The organism is Ramlibacter sp. (genome assembly GCF_035655895.1).
Taxonomy (GTDB): Bacteria; Pseudomonadota; Gammaproteobacteria; order Burkholderiales; family Burkholderiaceae_C; genus Ramlibacter.
Window position 1 is genome coordinate 1,130,931 of sequence record NZ_DASRTN010000006.1, and the last position, 25,462, is coordinate 1,156,392.

Annotated in this window: 21 protein-coding genes and 1 tRNA gene; 13 read left to right on the top strand and 9 right to left on the bottom strand. The window is 71.1% G+C overall.

All coding sequences use genetic code 11. The features are described 5' to 3' along the window. Position 1: 1 nt before the first annotated feature. The 6 genes from tolB to VFE82_RS08400 all read left to right on the top strand — a co-directional run bounded on the left by tolB (position 2) and on the right by VFE82_RS08400 (position 4,324). Positions 2–1,282: a Tol-Pal system beta propeller repeat protein TolB gene (gene tolB, locus VFE82_RS08375; RefSeq protein WP_414708746.1), complete on the top strand. Its 1,281-nt coding sequence runs from the start codon at positions 2–4 to the stop codon at positions 1,280–1,282. 37 nt (positions 1,283–1,319) lie between these two features. Beyond that, complete coding sequence (gene pal / locus VFE82_RS08380) at positions 1,320–1,859, top strand: peptidoglycan-associated lipoprotein Pal (RefSeq protein ID WP_324999798.1); 540 nt, start codon at positions 1,320–1,322, stop codon at positions 1,857–1,859. Further along, positions 1,856–2,626 carry a tol-pal system protein YbgF gene (ybgF, locus tag VFE82_RS08385; RefSeq protein ID WP_414708738.1) on the top strand — a complete coding sequence of 257 codons (771 nt, stop codon included), beginning with the start codon at positions 1,856–1,858 and terminating at the stop codon, positions 2,624–2,626. The genes pal and ybgF overlap by 4 nt, the downstream gene beginning before the upstream one ends. Then, the gene (locus VFE82_RS08390; protein ID WP_324999800.1) at positions 2,626–3,411 is read left to right on the top strand and encodes a tRNA threonylcarbamoyladenosine dehydratase; all 786 of its coding nucleotides are present in this window, start codon (positions 2,626–2,628) and stop codon (positions 3,409–3,411) included. The genes ybgF and VFE82_RS08390 overlap by 1 nt, the downstream gene beginning before the upstream one ends. Positions 3,412–3,460: 49 nt before the next feature. Continuing rightward, positions 3,461–3,536 (top strand) — tRNA-Lys (locus VFE82_RS08395). 341 nt (positions 3,537–3,877) lie between these two features. After that, on the top strand, positions 3,878–4,324 hold the full coding sequence (locus tag VFE82_RS08400) for a hypothetical protein (protein WP_324999801.1): 447 nt from the start codon (positions 3,878–3,880) through the stop codon (positions 4,322–4,324). A gap of 43 nt (positions 4,325–4,367) precedes the next feature. On the opposite strand, the gene VFE82_RS08405 is transcribed toward VFE82_RS08400, so the two are convergent. The 7 genes from VFE82_RS08405 to VFE82_RS08435 form a co-directional block, all read right to left on the bottom strand. Then, positions 4,368–6,320: an ABC-F family ATP-binding cassette domain-containing protein gene (locus VFE82_RS08405; RefSeq protein ID WP_324999802.1), complete on the bottom strand. Its 1,953-nt coding sequence runs from the start codon at positions 6,318–6,320 to the stop codon at positions 4,368–4,370. Continuing rightward, positions 6,317–7,183 (bottom strand): 50S ribosomal protein L3 N(5)-glutamine methyltransferase, encoded by an 867-nt coding sequence (prmB, locus tag VFE82_RS08410; protein ID WP_324999803.1) that lies wholly within the window; start codon positions 7,181–7,183, stop codon positions 6,317–6,319. Before prmB ends, VFE82_RS08405 begins: the two co-directional genes overlap by 4 nt. Positions 7,184–7,250: 67 nt before the next feature. Continuing rightward, complete coding sequence (dapE, locus tag VFE82_RS08415) at positions 7,251–8,414, bottom strand: succinyl-diaminopimelate desuccinylase (RefSeq protein WP_324999804.1); 1,164 nt, start codon at positions 8,412–8,414, stop codon at positions 7,251–7,253. Between the two features lie 34 nt (positions 8,415–8,448). Beyond that, positions 8,449–9,606 carry a PilT/PilU family type 4a pilus ATPase gene (locus VFE82_RS08420; RefSeq protein WP_324999805.1) on the bottom strand — a complete coding sequence of 386 codons (1,158 nt, stop codon included), beginning with the start codon at positions 9,604–9,606 and terminating at the stop codon, positions 8,449–8,451. Positions 9,607–9,659: 53 nt separating this feature from the next. After that, positions 9,660–10,484: a 2,3,4,5-tetrahydropyridine-2,6-dicarboxylate N-succinyltransferase gene (gene dapD / locus VFE82_RS08425; protein WP_324999806.1), complete on the bottom strand. Its 825-nt coding sequence runs from the start codon at positions 10,482–10,484 to the stop codon at positions 9,660–9,662. A gap of 7 nt (positions 10,485–10,491) precedes the next feature. Then, on the bottom strand, positions 10,492–11,697 hold the full coding sequence (gene dapC / locus VFE82_RS08430) for a succinyldiaminopimelate transaminase (RefSeq protein WP_324999807.1): 1,206 nt from the start codon (positions 11,695–11,697) through the stop codon (positions 10,492–10,494). A 160-nt stretch (positions 11,698–11,857) separates the two neighbouring features. Continuing rightward, positions 11,858–12,643 carry an MHYT domain-containing protein gene (locus tag VFE82_RS08435; protein ID WP_324999808.1) on the bottom strand — a complete coding sequence of 262 codons (786 nt, stop codon included), beginning with the start codon at positions 12,641–12,643 and terminating at the stop codon, positions 11,858–11,860. Between the two features lie 162 nt (positions 12,644–12,805). On the opposite strand from VFE82_RS08435, the gene VFE82_RS08440 reads away from it, so the two are divergent. After that, positions 12,806–13,582 carry an SDR family oxidoreductase gene (locus VFE82_RS08440; protein ID WP_324999809.1) on the top strand — a complete coding sequence of 259 codons (777 nt, stop codon included), beginning with the start codon at positions 12,806–12,808 and terminating at the stop codon, positions 13,580–13,582. On the opposite strand, the gene VFE82_RS08445 is transcribed toward VFE82_RS08440, so the two are convergent. Further along, entirely contained in the window at positions 13,548–14,456 is a 909-nt protein-coding gene (locus VFE82_RS08445) for a DUF72 domain-containing protein (protein WP_324999810.1), read from the bottom strand. The two genes, VFE82_RS08440 and VFE82_RS08445, sit on opposite strands and share 35 nt — an antisense overlap. Positions 14,457–14,626: 170 nt before the next feature. Between VFE82_RS08445 and smc the strand changes: the two genes are divergently transcribed. Genes smc through ligA form a run of 3 tightly spaced genes read left to right on the top strand, consistent with a single transcriptional unit; the run spans position 14,627 to position 21,352 of the window. After that, on the top strand, positions 14,627–18,142 hold the full coding sequence (smc, locus tag VFE82_RS08450) for a chromosome segregation protein SMC (RefSeq protein WP_324999811.1): 3,516 nt from the start codon (positions 14,627–14,629) through the stop codon (positions 18,140–18,142). A gap of 40 nt (positions 18,143–18,182) precedes the next feature. Beyond that, positions 18,183–19,214, top strand: a complete 1,032-nt coding sequence (locus tag VFE82_RS08455) for a cell division protein ZipA C-terminal FtsZ-binding domain-containing protein (protein WP_324999812.1) — start codon at positions 18,183–18,185, stop codon at positions 19,212–19,214. 50 nt (positions 19,215–19,264) lie between these two features. Beyond that, positions 19,265–21,352: an NAD-dependent DNA ligase LigA gene (gene ligA / locus VFE82_RS08460; RefSeq protein WP_324999813.1), complete on the top strand. Its 2,088-nt coding sequence runs from the start codon at positions 19,265–19,267 to the stop codon at positions 21,350–21,352. 7 nt (positions 21,353–21,359) lie between these two features. Here ligA and VFE82_RS08465 read toward each other — a convergent pair whose 3' ends face one another. Continuing rightward, on the bottom strand, positions 21,360–22,487 hold the full coding sequence (locus tag VFE82_RS08465) for a hypothetical protein (RefSeq protein ID WP_324999814.1): 1,128 nt from the start codon (positions 22,485–22,487) through the stop codon (positions 21,360–21,362). Between the two features lie 237 nt (positions 22,488–22,724). On the opposite strand from VFE82_RS08465, the gene def reads away from it, so the two are divergent. The 3 genes from def to VFE82_RS08480 all read left to right on the top strand — a co-directional run bounded on the left by def (position 22,725) and on the right by VFE82_RS08480 (position 25,418). Then, a complete protein-coding gene (gene def, locus VFE82_RS08470; protein ID WP_324999815.1) occupies positions 22,725–23,264 on the top strand; it encodes a peptide deformylase in 540 nt (179 codons plus the stop codon). A gap of 205 nt (positions 23,265–23,469) precedes the next feature. Further along, entirely contained in the window at positions 23,470–24,780 is a 1,311-nt protein-coding gene (locus tag VFE82_RS08475; protein ID WP_324999816.1) for an FAD-dependent oxidoreductase, read from the top strand. Further along, on the top strand, positions 24,777–25,418 hold the full coding sequence (locus tag VFE82_RS08480; RefSeq protein ID WP_324999817.1) for an N-acyl amino acid synthase FeeM domain-containing protein: 642 nt from the start codon (positions 24,777–24,779) through the stop codon (positions 25,416–25,418). Before VFE82_RS08475 ends, VFE82_RS08480 begins: the two co-directional genes overlap by 4 nt. Positions 25,419–25,462: the final 44 nt, after the last annotated feature.

Here is a 25,462-nt window from a genome sequence, read left to right on the forward strand (position 1 = left end):
GATGACTGCAGCACCCTGGCGCCGCCGCCACCTGATCGGCCTGCTCGGCGCCGCCGCCGTTCCGGCCTGGGCCCAGTTCCGCGTCGAGGTCACCGGCGTGGGCCTGACCCAGTTGCCCATCGCCGTGAGCCCGTTCCGGGGGGAGGGCGATGCCCCGCAGAAGATCGCGGCGATCGTCCAGGCCGACCTGGAGCGAAGCGGCCAGTTCCGCGCGATCGACCCCCGCGCCGGCGGCGCGCTGGACGAAACCAGCCGGCTCGACGTCGGTCCGTGGCGGCAGGCCGGCGCCGATTCGCTGGTCGTCGGCAGCCTGGCGCGCCTGGCGGACGGCCGCTGGGACGTGCGTTTCCGGCTCTGGGACGTGGTGCGCGCGCAGGACCTGGGCGGCCAGAGCTACGCGGTGACCGCGGGCGACCTGCGCCTGGCGGCGCACCGCATCGCCGACTTCATCTACCAGAAGCTCACCGGCGAGCGCGGCATCTTCTCGACCCGCATCGCCTACGTCACCAAGAACGCCAACCGCTACAACCTCTGGGTGGCCGACGCCGACGGCGAGAACGCGCAGTCCGCCCTGGCCAGCCCCGAGCCGATCATCTCGCCGGCCTGGTCGGCCAACGGCACGCAGCTGGCCTACGTGTCGTTCGAATCGCGCAAGCCGGTGGTCTACGTGCACGAGGTCGCCACCGGGCGCCGTCGGCTGCTGGCCAACTTCCGCGGCTCCAACAGCGCCCCGGCCTGGGCACCCGACGGCCGCACGCTCGCCGTCACTCTCTCGCGCGAGGGCGGCTCGCAGCTGTACACGATCGATTCGGCCGGCGGCGAGCCGCGCCGCCTGCTGCAGTCCGGCGCAATCGACACCGAACCGGTGTACGCGCCGGATGGCCGCAGCATCTATTTCGTGAGCGACCGGGGCGGGGCGCCGCAGATCTACCGTGTGTCTGTTGGCGGCGGCCAACCCGAGCGGGTCACCTTTACCGGCAGTTACAACATCTCGCCGACCATCAGCGGCGACGGTCGCTGGCTCGCCTATATCTCGCGGGTGCAGGGCAACTTCAAGCTGCACGTGATGGAACTGCCCTCGGGCACGGCGACCGCGATCACCGACACCACCGCCGACGAGAGCCCCAGCTTCGCGCCGAACGGCCGCCTGATCGTGTACGCCACCCGCCAGAATGGACGCGAGGCCCTCATGACCACCACGCTCGATGGCAAGATCAAGGCCAGGCTGGCCGGGCAGGGCGGCGACATCCGCGAGCCGGACTGGGGCCCGTTCCAGCGCTGAAACAATCAACGACGACTGATCGAAGGAGAACCAACCGATGATGCGACGCACCCTCACGGGCCTGCTGGTGGCGGCCACCCTGGCCGGCTGCAGTTCCGGCGTCAAGCTCAATGACGTGCCGGTCGAGGACAAGAGCGGCAGCGCCGTCCAGCCCGGCGGCCCCGGCGGCGCCACCGGCCCGGCCACCCAGAGCCGGGTGGAGTCCGTGGCGGCCGATCCGGCGGGCGGCCAGCCCGGCGGGCCTGCCAACGTGGCACGCCTGGTCTACTTCGACTACGACAGCTACGAGATCAAGCCCGAGTTCCAGTCGATCATCGACGCCCACGCCCGCTACCTGCGGGCCAACACGCAGCGTCGCGTCTCGCTGGAAGGCCACACCGACGAGCGTGGCGGCCGCGAGTACAACCTGGCACTCGGCCAGCGCCGCGCCGAGGCCGTGCGCCGCGCATTCGGGTTGCTGGGCGTGAACGACAGCCAGATGGAAGCGGTGAGCTTTGGCAAGGAAAAGCCGGCGGTGCCGGGCGGTGACGAGTCCTCGTGGGCGCAGAACCGCCGCGTCGAGATCTCTTACCGATGATGCGCGCGCGGACCCTGGCGCCCTGGCTGACGGCGGCCGCCCTGGTGGCTCCGCTGGCCGGGCAGGCGGCCCTGTTCGAGGACGACGAGGCGCGCCGCGCGATCCTCGAGCTGCGCCAGCGCGTCGACGGCCAGCGTGCCGCCGACGACAAGCAGCGGGCCGACCTGCGAGCGGAGAACGAGCAGCTGCGCCGCAGCATGCTCGAGCTGCAGCAGCAGATCGAGTCCCTGCGCGGCGAGATCGCGCGCATGCGCGGCCAGGACGAGCAGCTCGCCCGCGACATCGCCGACCTGCAGCGCCGCCAGAAGGACATGGCGCAAGGCGTCGAGGACCGGCTGCGCAAGTTCGAGCCAGCCAAGGTGTCGGTCGACGGCCGCGAGTTCCTGGCCGATCCGGCCGAGCAGCGCGAGTTCGATGCTGCACTGGCCGTCTTCCGCAAGGGCGATTTCCCCGGCGCCCAGAACGCCTTCGCGGAGTTCGTGCGCAAGTACCCGCAGAGCGGCTACCGTCCCTCGGCTCTGTTCTGGCAGGGCAATGCGCAGTACGCCAACCGCGACTACCGAGGCGCGCTGGCCAACTTCCGCGCCTTGCTGGCGCAGGCGCCCGACCATGCCCGGGCCCCCGAGGCCGTGTTGTCCGTCGCCAACTGCCAGATCGAGCTGAAGGACAACGCCGGCGCCCGCAAGACGCTGGACGACCTGGTCAAGGCCTACCCGCAGTCCGAGGCGGCCGGCGCCGCGCGCGAGCGCCTCGCACGCCTGCGCTGATGGAAGCCGCGGCCGGGGCCGACCTCGCGCGGCGCTTCGGCGGGCTCGAGCGCCTGTACGGCGTCGACGGCGCCCTGGCCATCCGCCAGGCCAGCGTCGCCGTGGTGGGCGTCGGCGGCGTCGGCTCCTGGGCGGCCGAGGCGCTGGCGCGCAGCGGCGTCGGCGCGCTCGTGCTGGTCGACCTCGACCACGTGGCCGAATCCAACATCAACCGCCAGGTGCACGCGCTCGACAGCACCCTGGGCCAGGCGAAGGTCCAGGCCATGCGGGAGCGCATCGCCCTGATCCATCCCGGCTGCGAGGTGCACGGGGTCGAGGATTTCGCCGAGCCCGAGAACTGGCCCGGGCTGCTGCCGCGCCCGGTCGACGCGGTGATCGACGCGTGCGACCAGGTGCGGGCCAAGACGGCCATGGCCGCCTGGGCACTGCGCGCCGGCATGCCCTTCCTGAGCGTGGGGGCGGCCGGCGGCAAGCGGCTGGCCCACCGGGTCGATATCGACGACCTGGCCAACACCACGCACGACCCGCTGCTGGCGCAACTGCGCTACCGGCTGCGCAAGTTCCATGGCGCGCCGCGCGAGGGCAAGCGCATCGGCGTGCCGTGCGTGTTCAGCCGCGAAGCGGTCGCCCCGCCGGATGCGTCCTGCGCGGTGACGCCGGACGGCTCGCTCAACTGCCATGGCTATGGTTCGGTGGTCACCGTCACCGCGACCTTCGGGCAGTGCGCCGCCGGTTGGGTGCTCGAGCAGATCGTCCAACGAAGAGCTCGAAAACTCAGGCTATAATCGCGGGCTTTGCTGCATGCAACTCGCGGGCATCCAGCAGAAAGAGCGTGGGACGTTAGCTCAGTTGGTAGAGCAGCGGACTTTTAATCCGTTGGTCACAAGTTCGAATCTTGTACGTCCTACCACCCCTTCGAAGGGCAGGCCTCCAGGCCTGCCCTTTTTCGTTGGTCCGCCGCATCGATGTGCGGGCGGCCGGCCTCGCGTGGCGAGCGCACCGTCTGGCGGGCGTCGTGTCGCCGACACGGCTGTTGTGCTGCCGACGTTCCAAACGTAACCAAGGCTCAGCTGCGTGCGACGGCCTCGGAAGCTGCCAAAGGCCTGCGGAGCCGCACCGCCATTGGGCACGTGGCCAGGCGCGGGCAGGAACGCACCGGTCCGCGTGTTTCGGTGCCGCACGGTCCGGTTACGCGGCGGCACACCCGGCGGAAGGTGCATGGGTAGGATTCCCATCACTTCGAACCCGACCATGCAAGCCGCCGCCATCTTCCCCGAGCCGCCGACCCTCCCGCCGACCCGCACCGGAGCGGCCCACAGGGGACCGGCCGAAGCGGAGCACGCCATCCACGTGGTGCTGACGATGCTAAGCGAGCACATGGGGATGGACGTGGTGTTCGTGCGCCAGTTCACCGAGGGCGCCCGTCGCTTCCGTGTCGTCGACGCGCTCGGCCACGGCCCGGCGGCGGCGCTCGCGACCGGCCAGCCCGCCGGGGCCGGCGGCACGGGACGGCTGCTGGAGGTGAACGTGCTGCTGCGTGACGGCCAGCTGCATGGCACCCTGTGCGCGTTCTGCCCGGAGGGCGAGGTGTCCCAGGCCGAGCGTCACGTCCGGCTGCTGCAGCATGGCGCGCGGTTGGCCGCGCGCCTCCTGGACAACGAGAAAGTGCTGCGCGAGCTCGCGCGCCTGAACCACTGAGCGTTGCCGCCTGCCGCCTGCGGCGACAGGTGCGCTCCTGTCGTCAGCCGGCGGTCTCCATCGCCTCGATCTCGCCCGACAGCGCCAGCCAGCGCTCCTCGGCAGCCTCCAGGTCGGCCAGCACCTGCTTGAGCCGCTTGCCGGCATCGGCGATCTCGGCGGGTGACAGGGGCGTCGCCAGGCGTTGCTCCAGCGCGTCCTTCTCGGCCTGCAGCCGGCCCATGCGCGCCTCCGTGTCCCCGAGCTCGCGCTTGAGCGGCTTGGTCCGTGCCGCCACCTGCTGGCGGGCGGCCGCGTCGGCCTTGCGCTGCTGCTGCGGGGCCGCGGCAGGCGCCGCCGGCGCCGCAACTGCCGGCGCCGGTGCGTGCTCGGCCCGCGCCGCTTCGCGCAGACGCTTGGCTTCGTCCAGCAGGTAGCGCTGGTAGTCGTCGAGGTCGCCGTCGAACGGTCCCACGCGCCCGCCACCCACCAGCCAGAACTCGTCGCAGACCGCGCGCAGCAGGGCGCGGTCGTGGCTGACCAGCAGCACGGTGCCTTCGAACTCGTTCAGCGCCACCGAGAGCGCCTCGCGCGTGGCCAGGTCCAGGTGGTTGGTCGGCTCGTCCAGCAGCAGCAGGTTGGGGCGCTGCCAGACGATCATGGCGAGCACCAGCCGGGCCTTCTCGCCGCCGCTCATGGTGCCGACCGCCTGGCCGACCATGTCGCCCGTGAAGTTGAAGCTGCCCAGGAAGTTGCGCAGCTCCTGTTCGCGCGCCGCCGGACCGACGTCGCGCGCGAGCCGGATCATGTGTTCCAGCGGATTGCTGTCCGGCGAGAGCACGTCCAGCTCCTGCTGCGCGAAGTAGCCGATGTGCAGGCCCTTGCCCTCCGTCAGGTCACCCCCGAGCGACGGGATCTCGCGCGCGATGGTCTTGACCAGCGTCGACTTGCCCTGGCCGTTCGCGCCCAGGATGCCGATGCGCTGGCCCGCCAGCACGGAACGGTTGACCCCGCGCAGGATCACCTTGTCGGCGCCGCCGTCCGCGGCCTGGTAGCCGAAGGCGGCGTCGGTGATGGCCAGCATCGGGTTCGGCAGGTTCGCCGGTTCCTTGAACTCGAAGGTGAACTCGGCCTCGGCCAGGATCGGCGCCACGCGTTCCATCCGCTCCAGGGCCTTGACGCGGCTCTGCGCCTGCTTGGCCTTGCTGGCCTTGGCCTTGAAACGGTCGATGAACTTCTGCAGGTGGGCAATCTTCTCCTGCTGGCGCGCGAAGGCCGACTGCTGCAGCTCCAGCTGCTGCGAGCGCAGCAGCTCGAAAGCGCTGTAGTTGCCGCCGTAGCGCGTGAGTTTCTGGTTCTCGATGTGCAGGGTGACGGTGGTCACCGCGTCCAGGAACTCGCGGTCATGGCTGATCACCAGCAGGGTGCCGGCATACCGCTGCAGCCAGGCCTCCAGCCAGACCAGTGCGTCCAGGTCCAGGTGGTTGGTGGGTTCGTCCAGCAGCAGCAGGTCGGACGGGCACATCAGCGCACGGGCCAGCTGCAGCCGCATGCGCCAGCCACCCGAAAAACTGTTCACCGGCTGGTGCAGCTCGTGCACGCGGAAGCCCAGGCCGAGGATCAGCGCCTGCGCGCGCGGAACGGCGTCGTGCTCGCCCGCGTCGGCCAGGTCGGCGTGCGCCTGCGCGATCTGCATCCCGTCGTCGGCCAGCTCCGCCTGCGCCAAGGCGGTGCGCAACGCCATCAGGCCCGTGTCGCCGCCCAGCACGAAGTCTGTCGCGCTTTCGTCGGTCTCGGGCATGTGCTGGGCGACCTGCGCCAGCCGCCATTGCGCCGGCACCGAGAACTCGCCGGCGTCCTCGTGCAGGCTGCCGTTGAGCAACGCGAACAGGCTGGACTTGCCGGCGCCGTTGCGGCCCACCAGGCCGACCTTCTCGCCGGGATTCAGGGTGACCGAGACGTTGTCGAGCAGCACCTTGGCGGCGCGGCGCAAGGTGAGATTGCGAAGGATGATCATGGGCGCTCCAGGGCCTCGCGCGTGAGCAGCAGCACCTGGTCGTCGCCGGCGCTGGTGTCCAGCCACACGGCTTCGATCGCGGGGAAGGCCGCTTCGAAATGGGGTCGCTCGTTGCCGATCTCCAGCACGAGCACGGCGTCCGACGTCATGCGCGAGGGCGCATCGGCCAGCAGGCGGCGGATGAAGTCCATGCCGTCCGGCCCGCCGGCCAGTGCCAGCGGCGGCTCGGCCCGATACTCGGCCGGCAGCCTGGCCATGCTGCCGCTGTTGACGTAGGGCGGATTGCACAGGATCAGGTCGTAGGGGCCGGGCAGGGCGGCCAGCCCGTCCGACTCGACCAGGCGGATGCGCTGCTGCAGCCCGTGCCGCTCGACGTTGATGGCGGCCACGGCCAGCGCGTCCCGCGACAGGTCGCCGCCATCCACCCGCACGTCCGGGTACGCCAGCGCCGCGAGCACCGCCAGGCTGCCGTTGCCCGTGCACAGGTCCAGCACGCGCTGGGTGCGCTCGCTCAGCCACGGGTCGATGCTGCCGTCGGCCAGCAGTTCGGCGATGAAGCTGCGCGGCACGATGGTGCGCTCGTCCACGTAGAACGGCACGCCCTGGAGCCAGGCTTCGCGCGTCAGGTAGGCGGCCGGCTGGCGGGTGGCGATGCGCTCGTCGAGCAGCGCGCGCACCAGTTGCTGCGACCGGGCGTCGATCGGGTCGTCGCGGTGGTCCTCCAGGGCGTCCAGCGGCACGCCGAGCTTCCACAGCGTGAGCCAGGCGGCCTCGTCGAAGGCATTGGTGGTGCCGTGGCCGAAGGCGACGCCGGCCGCCGTGAGCCGGTCGGCGCCCTGTTGAATCAGTTCGATCAATGTCATCGCTTGGTGGGGGCCGGCCGTGCCGGCGTCGGCGACGTCGGTGGGCAGCAGCAGCGTGGTCTCGCGGTCAGGCGCGCGGAGAGGGCGCGGCCTCCAGCAGCTCCAGGGTGCGGCGGTAGATGTTCTTCAGCGGCTCGATGTCCGCCACGCGCACGTGTTCGTCGATCTTGTGGATGGTGGCGTTCACCGGCCCGAACTCGACCACCTGGGGACAGATGCGCGAGATGAAGCGCCCGTCGCTGGTGCCGCCGGTGGTCGACAGCGCCGTGCGGACGCCGGTTTCGGCGAGGATGGCCTCCTGCACCGCGCCCACCAGTTCGCCGGGGCGGGTGAGGAAGGGCAGGCCGCCCAGGGTCCAGTCCAGATGCACGTCCAGGCCGTGCCGCGCCAGCACCTCGTGCACCCGGGCCTTCAGGCCGTCCGGCGTGGAGTCGGTCGAGTACCGGAAATTGAAATCGACGACCAGCGTGCCCGGGATCACGTTGGTGGCGCCGGTGCCGGCGTGGATGTTGCTGACCTGGAAGCTGGTGGGCGGGAAGAAGTCGTTGCCGCGGTCCCACTCGATCGCGGCGAGCTCGGCCAGGGCGGGCATGGCCAGGTGGATCGGGTTCCTCGCCAGCTGCGGGTACGCGATGTGGCCCTGCACGCCCCGCACGGTGAGCTTGCCCGAGAGGCTGCCGCGCCGGCCGTTCTTGATCATGTCGCCCAGCCGCTCGACCGAGCTCGGCTCGCCCACGATGCAGTAGTCCAGCCGCTCGCCACGTGCCTGCAGCCGATCGCAGACGACCACGGTGCCGTCCACCGAGGGGCCTTCCTCGTCGCTGGTGATCAGCAGGGCGATGGACAGGGCGGGATCCGGGCGGGCCAGCAGGAATTCCTCGACGGCCACCGTGAAGGCGGCGATCGAGGTCTTCATGTCGGCTGCGCCACGGCCATAGAGCCGGCCGTCCCGGTGCTGGGGCACGAAGGGATCGCTGGTCCACTGGTCGAGCGGCCCGGTGGGCACGACGTCGGTGTGGCCGGCGAACACCACGGTGGGCGCATCCGCCCGGCTCGCGGTGCGCTTGGCCCAGAGGTTGGTGACACGGAACGTCTCCGGGCCGCTGGCGATCGTTTCGCAGTCGAACCCCAGCGGGGCCAGCCGCTCGCGCAGCAACTGCTGGCAACCGGCGTCCTCGGGTGTGACCGAGCGGCGCGCGATCAGCTGTTCGGTGAGGTACAGGGCCTTCATCGCGCGTGGTCCCGGCAGCGGGCGCAGCTCGTCTTCAATGCTTGACGTCCAGCGTGATCTCGGTGAAGGACGGCTCGTCCGCCAGGTCGTCCTCGCTCGCGCCTTCCTCGGCGCGGTCGGCCGCGCCGTGGGAGAAGTCGTTCTGCAGGCGCCATTGCAGGTTGGTCGGCGAGTCGGCATTGGCGATGCCTTCCTTCTTGTCGACCATGCCGTCGACGATCAGGCGCGCGATGGCCTGCTCGAAGGTCTGCGAGCCTTCGGCCATGGACTTTTCCATCGCCTCCTTGACCCCCGAGAAGTCGCCCTTCTCGATCAGCTCGGACACCAGCTTGGTGTTGAGCATCACCTCGACCGCGGGCGTGCGGCCGCCGTGGACGGTGCGCAGCAGGCGCTGGGACACGATGGCCTTGAGCGCGGCGGCCAGGTCGCCCAGCATCGTCGGGCGCACCTCGACGGGGTAGAACGAGAGGATGCGGTTGAGAGCCTGGTAGCTGTTGTTGGCGTGCATGGTCGCCAGGCACAGGTGGCCCGACTGCGCGTAGGCGATCGCGGCCGACATGGTCTCCCGGTCGCGGATCTCGCCCACCAGGATCACGTCGGGCGCCTGGCGCAACGCGTTCTTCAGCGCCACCTGCATCGACTGCGTGTCGCTGCCGACCTCGCGCTGGTTGACGACCGACTTCTTGTTCTTGAACAGGAACTCGACCGGATCCTCGATGGTCAGGATGTGGCCGGGCGTGCGCTCGTTGCGGAAGTCCATCATGGAGGCCAGCGTGGTGCTCTTGCCGGCGCCGGTGGAGCCCACCATCAGCAGCAGGCCGCGCTTTTCCATGATCAGGTCGCCCAGGATCATGGGAACGTTCAGCGTCGACAGCGCCGGGATGTCCGTCGCGATGAAGCGGATGACGGCCGCGTAGGTGCCGCGCTGGCGCATCGCGGAGAAGCGGAAGTTGCCCACGCCCTCGATCGCCTGGGCCATGTTCAGCTCGCCGGTCTCCTCCAGCTCGGTGATCCGCCGCGCCGGCAGCACCTCGGCCAGCAGCGCCTTCGGCGCGTCCGGCGGCAGCAGCTGGTTGTTGATCGGCAGGCACTGCCCGTTGATCTTGATGAGCGCCGGTGCGTGCGCCGACAGGTAGACGTCCGACGCCTTCTTCTCGCCCATCAGGCGCAGGATCCGCTCCATCGTGCTCATCGCACACTCCTCCTCGGTTGTTCGTGTCGCCCGGGCCCGCCTGGGCCCGTGGATCAGGGGCGCAGCAGGTCGTTCAGGCTGGTCTTGGCGCGCGTCTGCGCGTCCACGCGCTTGACGATGATGGCCGCGTACAGGCTGTAGCGGCCGCCATCCTTGGGCAGGCTGCCGGAGATCACCACCGAGCCGGCGGGCACGCGGCCGTAGCTGGTCTCGCCGGTGGCGCGGTCGTAGATCGGGGTGCTCTGGCCGATGTACACGCCCATCGAGATCACCGAGTTCTCCTCGACGATCACGCCCTCGACGATCTCGGAGCGGGCGCCGATGAAGCAGTTGTCCTCGATGATGGTCGGGTTGGCCTGCAGCGGCTCGAGCACGCCGCCCAGGCCGACGCCGCCGGACAGGTGCACGTGCTTGCCGACCTGCGCGCAGGAGCCCACGGTGGCCCAGGTGTCGACCATCGTGCCCTCGTCGACGTAGGCGCCGATGTTCACATAGCTGGGCATCAGGACGGCACCCTTGGCGACGAAGCTGCCGCGGCGGGCCACGGCCGGCGGCACGACCCGCACGCCGGTGGCCGCCATCTCCTCGGGCGACAGGTGGGCGAACTTGGTCGGCACCTTGTCGAAGAACGCCAGGTCGCCGGACTTCATGATCGCGTTGTCCTTCAGGCGGAACGACAGCAGCACCGCCTTCTTGATCCACTGGTGCACCGTCCACTGGCCCACGGCCTGGCGGGTCGCAACGCGCAGCGAGCCGTTGTTCAACTCGGCGATCACGTGCTCGACCGCCTCGGTCACCTCCTTGGGCGCGGCCTTGGCCGACAGGTTGGCGCGGTTCTCCCAGGCGGTGTCGATGATCTGTTGCAGCTGTTGGCTCATGGAGGGTTCAGGCGAAGTTCTTCTGGACGAATTGGACGATGCGTTGCGCGGCTTCCAGGCACTCGGCGGTCTCCGCCACCAGGGCCATGCGCACGCGGCCGGCGCCGGGGTTGCGGCCGCCGCTCTCGCGGGCGAGGAAACTGCCCGGCAAGACGGTCACATTGTATTGAGCCAGCAGCTCGCGGGCGAACCCGGTGTCGTCGCCACGCGGCACGCCTGCCCACAAATAGAACCCGGCGTCGGGAAGCCGCACGTCCAGGACGTCCGACAGCACCGGCGTGACCTCGGCGAACTTGCGGCGGTACTGCGCGCGGTTGTCCACCACGTGCGCCTCGTCGCCCCAGGCCAGGACGCTGGCCGCCTGCACGGGCGGGGCCATCGCGCTGCCGTGGTAGGTGCGGTACAGGGCGAAGGCCTTGAGCAGCTGCGCGTCGCCGGCGACGAATCCGCTGCGCAGGCCGGGCACGTTGCTGCGCTTGGACAGGCTGGTGAACGACACCAGCCGGCGGAAATCGCTGCGTCCGAGCCGTGCCGCCGCCTCCATGCCGCCAAGCGGCGCCTCGTCGCGGAAATAGATCTCGCTGTAGCACTCGTCCGAGGCGATCACGAAGCCGTGGCGGTCCGACAGCTCGAACAGCTTGCGCCACTCGTCCAGCGGCATGACGGCACCGGTGGGGTTGCCCGGCGAGCAGACGTACAGCAGCTGGGTGCGGGCCCAGACCGCATCGGGCACGCTGGCCCAGTCGACGGCGAAGTTGCGCGCCGGGTCCGACGGGGCGTACCAGGGTTGCGCTCCGGCGAGCAGGGCCGCGCCTTCGTAGATCTGATAGAACGGATTCGGGCACACGACGACCGGCTGCCGCGTGGGGTCGATCACCGTCTGCGCGAAGGCGAACAGGGCCTCGCGCGAGCCGTTCACCGGCAGCACCTGGCTGTCCGCATCGACGGCCAGCCCGTAGCGGCGTCGCAACCAGCCCGCGAACGCTTCGCGCAGCGCGGGCGTCCCCGTCGTGGGCGGATACGCGGTGAGGTCGCTGCCGGGCGTCTCCAGCGCTTGCGACAGGGCCTGCTTGATGAAGGGCGGGGTGGGGTGCTTGGGCTCGCCGATGCCCAGGCTGATCGGCCGCAGCGCCGGATTCGGTGTCACGCCGGCGAACAGTTGCCGCAGCCGCTCGAAGGGATACGGCTGCAGCCGGGCCAGGAGAGGGTTCATGGCCCGCGATTATCGGCGTTGCCGCCGGGGGCACTTTCCCCTGGGGGGCGCCGAGCGAGGACGCGTGCCGCCGGCCCGGTGCGACGAGGCGGCTGGAGCCGCGGCCGACTGGCTCCCCGGGGGCCGCCGGCGCGGTGCCGGCCGCGCTCCCGAAGGCGGGTCAGCGGGCCTGCCGCGCCAGGTGGGCGCGTTGCAGGGAGGCCTGCGATTTCGAGCCGAAGCGCTGGAAGAACTGGTCGATCGCGATCACCACCGTCATGCCGAGCGACAGGGTCGTCACGAGCACCGGCAGTTCCATCGAGGTGACCAGGCCGGTGCCCGTCGGGAAGGCCGCCGGATTCGGGCTGGTGCACACGAAGCCTGCCGCGGCCATGCCGGTGTAGTGCATCGCGCAGACCGCGACGCCGATCACGAGCGAAGCGGCCGTGCGCAGCGGCAGCGACGGCGCCGAGAACGCCAGCCACAGACCGGCGATGGCGGCGCCGTAGGCGATCGCCACGGAAGCACCGACCAGTCCGGCCGACCACTGGAAGAAGCCGTTGAAGCGCATGCCGTACATGCCGAGGTAATGCATCAGCAGCACGGCCGTGCCCAGCATCAGGCCGCCGCCGAGCAGGCGCACCAGGCTGCGCTTGCGCGAGACCCAGCCAAGCGCCACCCCGGAGGCGGCGATCGCGGCCAGCAGCGAGACCAGGGTTTCCGGCAGCGAATAGCTCACGCCCATGCCGAGCCGCAGCGAGAGCATGCCGATGAAGTGCATCGCCCAGATCCCGATGCCGCCCAGCGACACCGCCGCAGCCAGCAGGTTGAGCAGCCGGGCTTGCCGACCCGCGGTGCTGCGCATCTGGGCAATGGCCGTCAGGGCGACGAACGCGCCGACGGCGGAGATCACGTACGAGAGGACCACGAAGGGCAGGTCGTGGTTGGCGGTCAGGGGTGTGTTCATGGCGTCTCCGGTGTTTTACGAATTGTGACAACTATTGGGTATAAATGCAAACTCATCGGTATAAAAAAGGTCTCCTCGGTCTAGGCGTTCCTGAGCGGTCCGACGGAGCGCGCCGGTGCCGACCTACGGCCGGCCGCCGCCGGGGAGCCGAAGCTTCGAGCCATGCAACAAGGAATGCAGCGTTTTCAGGGGAAGGTCGTGGTGGTGACCGGTGCAGGGTCCGGCATTGGCGAGGGCATCGCGCGGCGTTTCGCGGCCGAAGGGGCCCAGGTCGTCCTGGCGGGCCGCACCCGCGACAAGCTCGACCGGGTGGCGGCCAGCCTGTCGGCCGAGCGCACCCTGGTCCAGGTGACCGACGTCTCGCGCTTCGAGGAGGTGCAGGCGCTGGTCGATGCCGCCGTCGCCCGTTTCGGTGCGCTGCACGTGATGGTCAACAACGCGGGCGTCGCGCCGGAGGGCAAGGTGACCGAAGCGTCGCTCGAGGACTGGGAGCGCACCATGGCCACCAATGCCGGCGGTGTCTTCCATGGCTGCCGCGCCGCCCTGCCGCACCTGGTCAAGGTGCGCGGCTGCATCGTGAACATGGCGTCCGTGTCGGGCCTGGGCGCCGACTGGGGCCTGTCGTTCTACAACGCGTCCAAGGGCGCCATCATCAACTTCACCCGGGCGCTGGCCCTCGACCACGGCCGCGACGGGGTGCGGGTGAACGCCGTCGCGCCCAGCTTCACACGCACGCCGATGACCGAGGACATGCAAGCCGACCCGGCCCTGATGGCGAAGTTCATGGAGCGCATGCCGCTGGGCCGGCCGGCGACGCCGGCGGACGTGGCCGGCGTCGTGGCGTTCCTGGCCAGCGAGGACGCTGCCATGGTCACCGGGGTCTGCCTGCCAGTGGACGGCGGCGTCACGGCGTCCAACGGCCAGCCGCCGATGGCGTGAGCGGCAGCCCGAGCCGCTCCATCAGCTCCCGCGCGTTGTCGGGGGCGTGCAGCTTGTCGGTGTTGTCGAAGTAGCAGTAGACATCCCGCTGGCCAGCCGCCGGCGGGGGCTCGAACGACACCAGGCGTGCGTCCTGGGGCTGGCCGCCACGCCGCCAGGCGTCGATGCACGCGGCCCAGCGGTCCAGCTGCTCGCCGGTGTACCTGCTCTTGTACAGCTCGGTCGCGCCGTGCAGCCGCATGTACACGAAGTCCGCCGTGACGTCCTCGTACAGGGGCCAGGGCTGCGGGGTGTCTGCCACCACCCAGGCCACCTGGTAGCGGCGCAGCAGGGCGATGAAGGCCGGGTCCACGAAGCTGGGATGCCGGACCTCGACCGCATGTCGCAGCCGCTGCCGATGCTGTGGCTCGAGCAGTTCGTGTCCCTTGAGGCGGTGGTCGCGGCCGAGCGCCACCTTGGCCGCGGCAGCGGTGGTGCGGGGCAGGGCCGAGAGGAACTCCTCGAACACCGCAGGGTGGAAGCCCAGGTTGGGCGGGAACTGCCAGAGGATCGGGCCGAGCTTGGGGCCGAGCGCGAACAGCCCGGATGCGAAGAAGTTGCCGAGCGCCGCCTGCGCATGGCGCAGCTTGAGCATGTGTGTGATGTAGCGCCCGCCCTTGACGGCGAAGACGAAGCCGGGCGGCGTCTGCTCCGCCCAGGCGGCGTAGCTGGCGGGGCGCTGGAGCGAGTAGAACGAGCCGTTCAGCTCGATGCTGTTGAACTGGCGGGACGCGTGGTGCAGTTCCCGCGCCTGTGCCAGTCCGCGGGGATAGAAGTTGCCGCGCCAGGGTTCGTAGCGCCATCCCGAGACACCGATGTAGACCTTGCCCGCCATGCCAGCTGTCTACCCGACGTGGCTCAGGAATGGGCGTCATTCTTACCCTTGGTTTCAAGCGGTTCGCCCCTGCAGAGCTGGGGTTCGGCTGCTGTTGGGCAAGTTATCATGCGGGCCACTTGCGCCGGCTCCTGCCGGCGCTCCCGTTCCGACCGTCCATTGGGCTTGCCGTGCGTCTCAACTCCATCAAGCTTTCCGGATTCAAGTCCTTCGCCGAACCCACCAACTTCATGCTGCCGGGGCAGCTGGTGGGCGTGGTCGGCCCCAACGGGTGCGGCAAGTCCAACATCATGGACGCCGTGCGCTGGGTGCTGGGCGAGTCCAAGGCGTCGGAGCTGCGCGGCGAGTCGATGCAGGACGTGATCTTCAACGGGACGACCCAGCGCAAGCCGGCCTCGCGGTCGTCGGTCGAACTGGTGTTCGACAACTCGGACCACCGCGCCGGCGGCCAGTGGAGCCAGTTCGCCGAGATCGCGGTCAAGCGCGTGCTCACGCGCGACGGCACCAGCAGCTACTACATCAACAACCAGCCGGTGCGCCGCCGCGACGTGCAGGACGTCTTCCTGGGCACCGGCCTGGGCCCGCGCGCCTACGCCATCATCGGCCAGGGCACGATCAGCCGGATCATCGAGTCCAAGCCCGAGGAGCTGCGGCTGTTCCTCGAGGAGGCCGCGGGTGTCTCCAAGTACAAGGAGCGCCGCCGCGAGACCGAGAACCGGCTGTCCGACACCCGCGAGAACCTGACCCGCGTCGAGGACATCCTGCGCGAGCTCAACGCCAACCTCGACAAGCTGGAAAAGCAGGCCGAGGTCGCGGCGCGCTACAACGCGCTGCAGTCCGAGGTCACGCTCAAGCAGCACCAGCAGTGGTTCCTCAAGCGGGCCGAAGCCGAGGTCGACCAGGCGCGCATCAAGGCCGACGGCGACAAGGCCGTCAACGACCTGGAGTCGCGGGTGGCCGACCTGCGCCACGTCGAGAACGAGCTGGAGACCATCCGCCAGGCGCACTACGCCGCCGGCGACCAGGTCAACCAGGCCCAGGGCCAGCTGTACGAGGCCAGCGCCGAGGTCGGTCGACTGGAAGCCGAGATCCGCTTCGTGGTCGAGGGCCGCCAGCGGGTCGAGCAGCGCCTGCAGCAGCTGAAGGAGCAGACCGCGCAGTGGGCCGGCCGCAAGAATGACGCCGCGGCCGAGCTCGAGACGCTCGCCGGCCAGTCGGTCGACGCCGAGGAGCAGGCCACGCTGCTGGCAGCCCAGGTCGAGGAGCAGGCGACCGCGCTGCCCGACCTGGAGGACGCGCTGCGGCAGGCGCAGACGCGCTCGGCCGAGCAGCGCACCGGCGTGGCCCAGGTGCAGCAGCAGATCCAGGTGCTGGCGGCCGACCAGCGCAACATCGAGGAGCAGAGCCGGCAGCTGAACCAGCGCCGCGAGCGCCTGGTGGCCGACCGCAACGCACTGGCCGCCCCCGACGAGGCGCGGCTGGCCAACCTGCAGTCGCAGCTCGCCGCGGCGCAGGAGGCAGCCGAGACTGCCGACGCGCGGCTGCACGAGTTGCAGGAGCAGGTGCCGCAACTCGACGAGGACCGCCGGGCCCGCCAGCAGGCCGTCAACAGCGAGACCCACCGGCAGAGCGACCTCTCCGCGCGCATGGAGGCGCTCAAGGCGCTGCAGGAGAAGGTGCGCACCGACGGCAAGCTCAAGCCCTGGCTGGCGCGGCATGGCCTGGACGGCCTGCAGGGCCTGTGGAGCCGGATCCACGTCGAGCAGGGCTGGGAGAACGCCCTGGAGGCTGCGTTGCGCGAGCGCATGGGCTCGCTCGAGATCTCGCGGCTCGACATGGTCCGCGCGTTCGCCGCCGATGCGCCGCCGGCCAAGCTGGCGTTCTACAGCCCGCCGCAGGCCGGGGCGCCCGAGCCGGCCGGCACGCTGCCGCGCCTGGCTGACCTGCTGCGCCTGAACGATGCCGGGCAGAAAGCGCTGCTGGCCGACTGGCTGCACGGCTGCTACACCGCCGCCACCTTCGAGGAAGCCCTGGCCGCGCGCGACCAGCTCAAGCCCGGCGAGGCGATCTACGTGCGCGGTGGCCACTGCGTCACCGCGCACAGCGTCAGCTTCTATGCCCAGGATTCCGAGCAGGCCGGCCTGTTGGCGCGCCAGCAGGAGATCGAGAACCTCGACAAGCAGCTGCGCGCCCAGGCGCTGATCACCGAGGAGGCCCGCTCCGCGCTGGTGCGCGCCGAGGCCGCCTACACCGATGCCTCGCAGCGCCTGGTGTCGGCCCGCCGCGAGGCGGGCGAGACGCAGAGCCGTTTCCACGAGCTGCAGGTCGAGACGCTGCGGCTGACGCAGCTGGCCGAGCAGACCCGGGCCCGCAGCGAGCAGATCGCCGGCGACCTGGCCGAGGTCGATGCGCTGCTGGAGGAGCTGCAGGAGCGCCGCGTGACCGCCGAGGCACGGTTCGAGGAACTCGACATGCAGCTGGCGGACAGCCAGGAGCGGCATGCCCAGCTCGATGAACGCGTGATCGAGGCCGAGCGCAAGCTCGCGCAGGCGCGCGAGCAGCAGCGCAGCCTGGAGCGCCAGGCCCAGGAAGCGCAGTTTTCCCAGCGTTCGCTGGAGGCCCGCCGGGGCGAGCTGCAGCGCGCCATCGAGACGGCCAGCCAGCAGGCGCAGAGCATCGCCGCCGAAGAGGAGCGCGCGCGCAGCGAGCTGGCGCGCCTGACCGATGCGGCCGCCCAGGCCGGGCTGCAGAACGCGCTGCAGCTCAAGTCCGAACGCGAGACCGCGCTCGGGGCCAAGCGCAGCGAGTACGACGACCTGACCGCCAAGCTGCGCGCCAGCGACGAGCGCCGGCTGCAGCTGGAGCGCGAACTCGACCCGCTGCGCCAGCGCATCACCGACCTGCAGCTCAAGGAGCAGGCCGCGCGGCTGGGGCTGGAGCAGTACACCCAGCTGCTGGCCGATGCCCAGGCCGACCTCGAGGCCGTGGCCCGGTCCGTGCAGGACGGCAACGTGCGGCTGTCCGGCATGCAGGGCGACATCGACCGGCTGCACCGCGAGATCGCGGCGCTGGGTGCCGTCAACCTCGCCGCGCTGGAGGAGCTGTCGACGGCGCGCGAGCGCAAGCAGTTCCTCGACGCCCAGACGGCCGACCTCACCGAGGCGATCACGACCCTGGAAGACGCCATCCGCAAGATCGACGGCGAGACGCGCGAGCTGCTGGCCGGCACCTTCAAGACGGTGAACGAGCATTTCGGCCGCATGTTCCCCGAGCTGTTCGGCGGCGGCAACGCGCGCCTGGTCATGACCGGCGAGGAGATCCTCGACTCCGGCGTGCAGGTGATGGCGCAGCCGCCGGGCAAGAAGAACCAGACCATCCACCTGCTGTCGGGCGGCGAGAAGGCTCTGACCGCGATCGCGCTGGTGTTCGCCATCTTCCAGCTGAACCCGGCGCCGTTCTGCCTGCTGGACGAGGTCGACGCGCCCCTGGACGACGCCAACACCGAGCGCTATGCCAAGCTCGTCTCGAGCATGAGCAAGGGCACCCAGTTCCTGTTCATCAGCCACAACAAGATCGCGATGGAGATGGCCGAGCAGCTGATCGGCGTGACCATGCAGGAGCAGGGCGTCTCGCGCATCGTGGCCGTGGACATGGAATCCGCGGTGTCGATGGCGGAAGCGGCATGAGCCCGCGGCGCCCCAAGGCCACCGCGCGGAGGGTTCGCTGATGTCCGGCTTCACGATCGGGCTGGCGATCCTGGGCGGCATCGTCCTGGCGCTGGTGGTGGCCTGGAACGCCTGGACGCAGCGGCGGCTGCAACCGCGCCAGCCGATGATGGCCGAGCGCGCGGAGCCGGCGGCCGGCCAGCAGCCCGTGGAGCCGTCCTTCGATCCGGTGTTCGAACCCGGGGTGACCTCGCTGCCGGTTCCCGAGCGCAAGCCCGGCCTGGACGCGCTGATCGACGTGCTGGCGCCGATTGCGGTCGAAGCCGCGGTGTCGGGCGAAGCCGCTCTGGCCGCCATGCCGGCCACCCGGCGGGCGGGCAGCAAGCCGTTCGCCATCGAGGGCTGGAACGAGGCGACGCAGCACTGGGAGATGCCGCAGGCCGGCCAGCGGTACGGTGCCTTCCAGGCCGGCGTGCAGCTGGCCAACCGGCTGGGCGCCCTGAACGAGATCGAGTTCTCCGAGTTCGTCGTCAAGACGCAGGCGTTCGCCGACGCCATCAACGGCGCCCCCGAGTTCCCGGAGATGCTCCACGAGGTGGCACGCGCGCGCGAGCTGGACCAGTTCGCCAGCGGGCACGACGCCCAGCTGGGGTTCACCCTGCGCGCCCGCAACGCCGCCTGGAGCCCCGGCTATGTCCACCAGAATGCAGCCCGGCTCGGCTTCACGGTTGGTGCCATTCCCGGGCGCATGGTGCTGCCGGCGGCGCAGCCCGGGCACCCGCCCATCCTGGCGCTGTCGTTCGACACGCAGGCAGCGCTGGCGGAAGACCCGACCCAGGCCGCCATCCGCGACGTGACCCTCAGCCTCGACGTGCCCCAGGTGCACCGCGGCGAACAGCCGTTCGTTCGCATGCGCGACGCGGCCCTCGAGCTGGCCGCCGCCATGGACGGCGTCATCACCGACGACAACGGGCAGGTCATCCGGCCGGAAGGGCTGGACGTGATCGGCGCCGACCTCGAGCAGCTGTACGACACGCTCGAGGCGCGCGACCTGGCCGCCGGCTCGCCGCTGGCCCGTCGGCTGTTCAGCTGACATCCGGGGCCTTGCAGCCGACTGCCTTTCTTTTCCGCTAACTTCCCGCCATGGCCGCCACACCCCGGGTGCAGGAGCGCGTGGACGCGCTGCGCGAGCTGCTCCACCACCACGCCCACCAGTACTACGTCCTCGATGCACCCGAGATCCCGGACGCCGACTACGACAAGCTGTTCCGAGAACTCCAGGAACTGGAGGCCGCCCATCCCGAGCTGCTGACGCCCGACTCGCCGACCCAGCGGGTGGGCGGCGCGGTGCTCGAAGGCTTCGCCAAGGTGCGCCATCAGGTGCCGATGCTGTCCATCCGCACCGAGACCGACATCGAGGCGACGGGCGCGCGCAACTTCGACGCCCGTGTCCGGCGCGAGCTGGGCCTGGCCGAGTCCGACCCGCCGGTGGAATACGTGGCGGAGCTCAAGTTCGACGGCCTGGCGATCAACCTGCGCTACGAGCACGGGGTGCTGGTGCAGGCGGCCACGCGGGGCGACGGCGAGGTCGGCGAGGATGTCACCCAGAACATCCGCACCGTGGGCCAGATCCCGCTGCGCCTTCGCACGGGTGCGCCGCCGGTGCTGGAAGTCCGCGGCGAGATCTACATGCGCCGCGACGATTTCGAACGGCTCAACGAGCTGCAGCGCGAGAAGATCGCCCAGGGCGCCAAGGGCGAGAAGACCTTCGTCAACCCGCGCAATGCGGCGGCGGGCGCCGTCCGCCAGCTGGATCCCGGCATCGCGCGCCAGCGTCCGCTGAGCTTCTATGCCTACGGCTGGGGCGAGATCACGCCACCGGAACAGGGCGGGCCGGCGTTCGCCACCCACCACGACCTGCTGCAGGCGCTGCGTGGCTGGGGGCTGCCGGTGTCGGCCGAGACCCGGGTGGCGCAGGGCGCCGACCAGCTCGTGGCCTTCCACCAGGACATCGGCGCGCGGCGCGACCAGCTGCCGTTCGACATCGACGGCGTGGTCTACAAGGTCGACAGCCTGGCGCTGCAGAAGCGGCTGGGATTCGTCACCCGCGAGCCGCGCTGGGCCGTGGCCCACAAGTTCCCGGCCCAGGAGCAGATGACCACGGTCCAGGGCATCGAGGTCCAGGTCGGCCGCACCGGCAAGCTCACGCCGGTGGCCAAGCTGGCGCCCGTGTTCGTCGGTGGCGTGACGGTGACCAACGCCACCCTGCACAACGAGGACGAGGCCCGGCGCAAGGACGTGCGGGTCGGCGACACCGTCATCGTCCGCCGGGCCGGCGACGTGATCCCGGAAGTGGTCGCGGTCGTGCCCGAGAAGCGCCTGCACGAGGCGCAGCTGTTCACCATGCCGCGCACCTGCCCGGTGTGCGGCAGCGAAGCCGTGCGCGAGGAGGGCGAGGTCGACCACCGCTGCACCGGCGGGCTGTTCTGCGGCGCCCAGCGCAAGCAGGCGATCCTGCACTTCGCGCAGCGGCGGGCCATGGACATCGAGGGACTGGGCGAAAAGCTGGTCGATCAGCTGGTCGATGCCGGCGTGGTGCGCACCCTGCCGGACCTGTACCGCCTGGGCGTGGCCAATCTGCTGGCCCTGGAGCGGATGGGCGAGAAGTCCGCGCAGAACCTGCTGGCCGGGCTGCAGCAGTCGCGCGCCACGACCTTGCCCCGCTTCCTCTACGCCCTGGGCATCCGGCACGTGGGCGAGGCCACTGCACGCGACCTCGCGCGGCATTTCGGCGGCCTCGACGCCATCCTCGAGGCAGGTGTCGAGCAGCTGCTGCAGGTCCCGGACGTCGGCCCCGTCGTCGCGGAGAGCATCCACACCTTCTTCGCCCAGCCGCACAACCGGGAGGTCGTGGAACAGCTGCGTGCCTGCGGCGTGCACTGGGAGGAGACCGCGCCGGCCGCGCAGGCGCCGCAGCCGCTCGCGGGCAAGACCGTGGTGCTGACCGGCACGCTGCCCACGCTCAGCCGCGACGAAGCCAAGGATCTGCTCGAGGCGGCCGGCGCCAAGGTCGCCGCCTCGGTCAGCAAGAAGACCAGCTACGTGGTGGCGGGCGCCGAGGCCGGCAGCAAGCTGGAGAAGGCGCAGGCGCTGGGCGTGCCCATCCTCGACGGGGACGGGCTGCGGCGGCTGCTGGCGGGCGAGGCCGTCGAGGGCCGCGACGCCGCCTGACGCCGTGTCAGTCGCTACCGGCCGCGGCCGCCGCCGCCGCCGCCTGCGGCGCCGTCGGCCGCCACACGGTCGGCTGCGCCGCTTCGCTCGCCTGCTGCTCCCAGCGGCGGGCTGCCTGCACCGTCGCGCGGAAGGCTTCGGCGCTGCCCAGGAGCCAGGCCTTGTCCGGCGCGGAAAGGGCGAAGCTGCGGCGGTTCCGGTCCACGGGCATCCGGTCCTCGCGCACCGCCCGGATCAGCCGGTCGATCTCGCCGGCCGCGTGCGCCGGCGAGGACAGCAGCACCAGCCGCTGGCTGCGCCCCGGGTTGCTGGGCACGTGGCATTGCTGGCATTGCGATTCCCGCAGCTGGAGCGCCAGGTCCCGGTACTGGCGGTCGAGTGCGCGCAGGTAGGGGTTCTCCGGCCGGTACAGGCCCTCGAACAGGGTCACGGCCGGCTGCGTGCGGCCGCCGCGGTCGGTCCAGAGCCACTGGCCGTCGTGCTTCGGGTGCCGCACCGGCCGCACGGTCTGCAGCAGCGGTCCCTGGTGGGCGAACTGGGCCACGTCGATGCGCGAGGAGGCCGGCTCCAGCCACAACAGGACGGCGCTGGTGTTCTCGTAGGCCGCCCACTTGCTCTCCTCGTGCCAGAACGGATAGGGGAACTGCCCCGGCGCGAGCCGGTTGCGGAACGCCGCTTCCAGCCGGATCAGGAAACGACCCTCCTGGGCGACCCACCGCACGGCATGCCGGCCGTTGAACATGAACAGCGGCGCGTACAGGCTGGCCCAGGTGTCGGGCGCCAGTTGCGTCAGGGCGGTGGCCTGGAGCGTCGCGCCCGGCGCGGCGTCGGTGCGACCCCAGAGCACGACCTGCGGCAGCGCGCCGCGCAACCGGCCGCCCTGCAGCGCCGCACGGCAGTGGTCAAAGGCGGCGGCGTCGTTCGCATCGGCCAGGGGGCAGCGGACGGCCAGCTCGGCGGCGATGTCGCGCGCCAGCTCCCGCACGGTCGGGGGCACCGCGACGTCCTGCGCTGGCGCCGGTCCGGCGGCCAGCAGCACGGCCGCGAGCAGCACGGCGGCCCAGCGGGACCGCCCGGCCCCCAGTGGGCGATGTCGTTTGCAGGCGCCGCGGGCGCCGATCGATCGGTTGCGCATTCCTCGTCTCCCTCGGGCTCGACGGCCCATGGCCCACTGTAGGCAGCCGCGCCAGGGCAGGCCAGCCGCGCGTGGCCGGGCGATGACGCTGGCGCAACAGTTCGGTCACGGCTTGTCACAGAGGACACGAAAACCACCAACTTCGCAGCGGCGGCTTGCAAGTTCGACTCGTGCGACCAACAGGCAGCCTGATCCGTTCATCGTCCGGAGGCGGAGCGCGGACCGTATGCTCGCGCGATGGCCGTTCGAGAGATCCTGAAGATGGGCGACCCGCGCCTGCTGCGCGTGGCCCAGCCCGTGACCGAATTCGACACCGATGCGATCCACCTGCTGGTGGCCGACATGTTCGAGACCATGCGCGCCGTCAACGGAGCCGGTCTGGCGGCGCCGCAGATCGGCGTCGACCTGCAACTGGTGATCTTCGGCACCGACGCACCGAATCCCCGCTATCCCGACGCGCCCGTCGTGCCGCGCACGGTCCTGCTGAACCCGGTGATCACGCCGATCGGCCAGGAAGAGGAGGAGGGCTGGGAGGGCTGCCTGTCGGTGCCGGGGCTGCGTGGGGTGGTGCCGCGCTGGAAGCGCATCCGCTACACCGGCGTCGATCCGTTCGGCGATCCGATCGACCGCACGGTGGAGGGCTTCCACGCGCGGGTGGTGCAGCACGAATGCGACCACCTGGTCGGCAAGCTGTACCCGATGCGGGTGCGCGACTTCACCCGGTTCGGCTTCACCGAGGTGCTGTTCCCGGGCCTGGACGCCAGCGAGGACGACTGAGCCGCCAGCGTACCGGCGCCGGCGCCCGGGCCGCGCGACAGCTCTTCGGCGCAACAGCACGCGCGGTCCCCGGGCCGTGGCGCCTAACTCAACCGATAATCGCGGGCAGAACAGCTCCGCCGGCCGGCCCAGGCCAGGGCGGCCCTCCCACACCGAAGTGCATGTCCGACTCCCAGCGTTTTCCCTTGCCCGTCCGGGAGGCTTCTTGCTGAGGTCCGCCCGGCCGACAGGGGAGCCCGCGGTCCTGCCCCGCTCGCTGTGGGCCGCGACGGCCGTCGACGCCCCGGCGGTCGAGCCGCTGCGCGCGGACAGCCAGGTCGACGTGGCGATCGTCGGCGGCGGCATCCTGGGGCTGAGCACGGCGCTGCACCTGGCCGAGCGCTCCGTCCGGGTCCTGCTCGTCGAGGGCGCCCACATCGGCTGGGGCGCCTCGGGCCGCAGCACGGGGCAGTTGATGCCCGGCCTGAAGAACGATCCGGACGAGGTCGAGCGGCAACTGGGCCCGGAGGCCGGAGGCCGCCTGGTGCAATGGGCGGGCGATGCGCCCGCGCGCGTGCTCGAGCTGATCGCGCGCCACGGCATCGCCTGCGAGCCGGTGCGCGCGGGCCGGATCCAGGCAGCGCACAGCCCGCAGGCCCTGGAGGCGATCGAGCGTCGCGCGGCACAGTGGCGCGCCCGCGGGGTGCCGGTGCAGGTGCTGGGTCGGGAGGAACTGCGCGCCCGCACCGGTTCCGGCCTGTTTTCTGGCGGCTGGCTCGATCCGCGCGGCGGTTCGGTCCAGCCGCTGAGCTACGCGCGCGGGTTGGCGCGGGCGGCGCTGCGTGCCGGCGCCCGCCTGCACGCGCCCACCCGGGCCGTCGGTCTGCAGCGCTGGGGCGGTGGCTGGCGGCTGCAGACCGACGGCGGCACCGTGTCCGCCCGCACGGTGGTCGTGGCCACCAACGCCTACAGCGGCCCGCTGCTGCCGGCGCTGCGCCGCTCGGTCGTTCCGGTGCGCACCACGCTGGCCGCCAGCCGCCCCCTGCCGGCGGCACTGCTGGCGCGCATCCTGCCTGGCCGCGAAGTGCTGTCCGACACCCGGCGGCTGCCGGCCTCGGTGCGCCTCTCGCCCGACGGCCGGCTGATCGTCGGCGGCCGCGACGCCACCGCCGGGGCGGAGCATCCGCGTCAGGCGCGCTACGTGCGCGAAGCGGCGCAGCAGCTGTTTCCCGACATCGACCCGCCCGAGTGGGAGTACGTCTGGAGCGGCTGCATGGCCATGACCAAGGACGCCTTGCCCCACCTGTACGAACCCGAGCCGGGCCTGCTGGCGGGTGTCGGCTGCAACGGGCGCGGGATCGCCGTCGCCACCGGGATGGGGCTGACGATCGCGCAGCACGTCCTGGGCCGCCCGGCGTCCGAGGCCGAGGTCCCGGTGTCGCGGTTCGACCCCTACCTGCTGCATGCCTTCCGGCATGCCGGCGTCGCGCTGGCCACCCGCTGGATGCGCCACCGCGACGGAAAGGCCGCCGCATGACGCACGACGTGACCGTGCGCACGGCCCGCAGCGCGCAGGACCGGGACGCCGTGTTCGAGCTGCGCCGCATCGCCTATGCCCGCCATCCCTGGTCCGAACAGGGGCGCAAGATGGCCTACCAGTCGCTGGACGATGCCCCCTGGGTGCGTTCGCTGCTCGCGCTGCACCACGGGCGTCCGGCCGGCACCCTGCGGCTCATCGCGTCCACCGGCGCGACGCTGGACCGGCTCGAGTGCTTCGAGACCTGGGAGGAGGAGCTGCGCGCCGCGGTCCCCGACGCGCAGGCCACGGTGCTCGAGTTCAACCGGTTCGCAGTCCACGACGAGGGCGCGGCCGGCGTGCCGGTGGTGGTGCAGGCCGCGCTGCTGAAGGCGGCGTTGGCCGTGGTGATCAGCGAGAAGATGGACCTGTGCGTCGCCGAGATCACGCAACCGCACCTGCGGTTCTACCAGCGGCAGCTGCGCATGACCGCGTCGGTCCACGGCAAGCACGGCCGCATCACGGGCGAGACCTACCACCTGGTCACCGGGCGGCTGGCCGAAGGCGCGGCCGCGCTGCAGGCCAGCTCGCCCTGGCTGGTGCCCGATGCCGGCGAACTCGCCACCTGGGAGAAGACGAGTGAGCTGGTCCTGGGCTAGGGCGTCGTGGCGCGCCGCGGCCGGCACCGTGCTGCTCTGCTGGG

Excerpts from the sequence above, each read along its gene's own strand:
- tolB (WP_414708746.1), top strand. The coding sequence starts at position 2 with ATGACTGCAGCACCCTGGCGCCGCCGCCACCTGATCGGCCTGCTCGGC.
- pal (WP_324999798.1), top strand. The coding sequence starts at position 1,320 with ATGATGCGACGCACCCTCACGGGCCTGCTGGTGGCGGCCACCCTGGCC.
- ybgF (WP_414708738.1), top strand. The coding sequence starts at position 1,856 with ATGATGCGCGCGCGGACCCTGGCGCCCTGGCTGACGGCGGCCGCCCTG.
- VFE82_RS08390 (WP_324999800.1), top strand. The coding sequence starts at position 2,626 with ATGGAAGCCGCGGCCGGGGCCGACCTCGCGCGGCGCTTCGGCGGGCTC.
- VFE82_RS08400 (WP_324999801.1), top strand. The coding sequence starts at position 3,878 with ATGCAAGCCGCCGCCATCTTCCCCGAGCCGCCGACCCTCCCGCCGACC.
- VFE82_RS08405 (WP_324999802.1), bottom strand. The coding sequence starts at position 6,320 with ATGATCATCCTTCGCAATCTCACCTTGCGCCGCGCCGCCAAGGTGCTG.
- prmB (WP_324999803.1), bottom strand. The coding sequence starts at position 7,183 with ATGACATTGATCGAACTGATTCAACAGGGCGCCGACCGGCTCACGGCG.
- dapE (WP_324999804.1), bottom strand. The coding sequence starts at position 8,414 with ATGAAGGCCCTGTACCTCACCGAACAGCTGATCGCGCGCCGCTCGGTC.
- VFE82_RS08420 (WP_324999805.1), bottom strand. The coding sequence starts at position 9,606 with ATGAGCACGATGGAGCGGATCCTGCGCCTGATGGGCGAGAAGAAGGCG.
- dapD (WP_324999806.1), bottom strand. The coding sequence starts at position 10,484 with ATGAGCCAACAGCTGCAACAGATCATCGACACCGCCTGGGAGAACCGC.
- dapC (WP_324999807.1), bottom strand. The coding sequence starts at position 11,697 with ATGAACCCTCTCCTGGCCCGGCTGCAGCCGTATCCCTTCGAGCGGCTG.
- VFE82_RS08435 (WP_324999808.1), bottom strand. The coding sequence starts at position 12,643 with ATGAACACACCCCTGACCGCCAACCACGACCTGCCCTTCGTGGTCCTC.
- VFE82_RS08440 (WP_324999809.1), top strand. The coding sequence starts at position 12,806 with ATGCAACAAGGAATGCAGCGTTTTCAGGGGAAGGTCGTGGTGGTGACC.
- VFE82_RS08445 (WP_324999810.1), bottom strand. The coding sequence starts at position 14,456 with ATGGCGGGCAAGGTCTACATCGGTGTCTCGGGATGGCGCTACGAACCC.
- VFE82_RS08455 (WP_324999812.1), top strand. The coding sequence starts at position 18,183 with ATGTCCGGCTTCACGATCGGGCTGGCGATCCTGGGCGGCATCGTCCTG.
- ligA (WP_324999813.1), top strand. The coding sequence starts at position 19,265 with ATGGCCGCCACACCCCGGGTGCAGGAGCGCGTGGACGCGCTGCGCGAG.
- VFE82_RS08465 (WP_324999814.1), bottom strand. The coding sequence starts at position 22,487 with ATGCGCAACCGATCGATCGGCGCCCGCGGCGCCTGCAAACGACATCGC.
- def (WP_324999815.1), top strand. The coding sequence starts at position 22,725 with ATGGCCGTTCGAGAGATCCTGAAGATGGGCGACCCGCGCCTGCTGCGC.
- VFE82_RS08480 (WP_324999817.1), top strand. The coding sequence starts at position 24,777 with ATGACGCACGACGTGACCGTGCGCACGGCCCGCAGCGCGCAGGACCGG.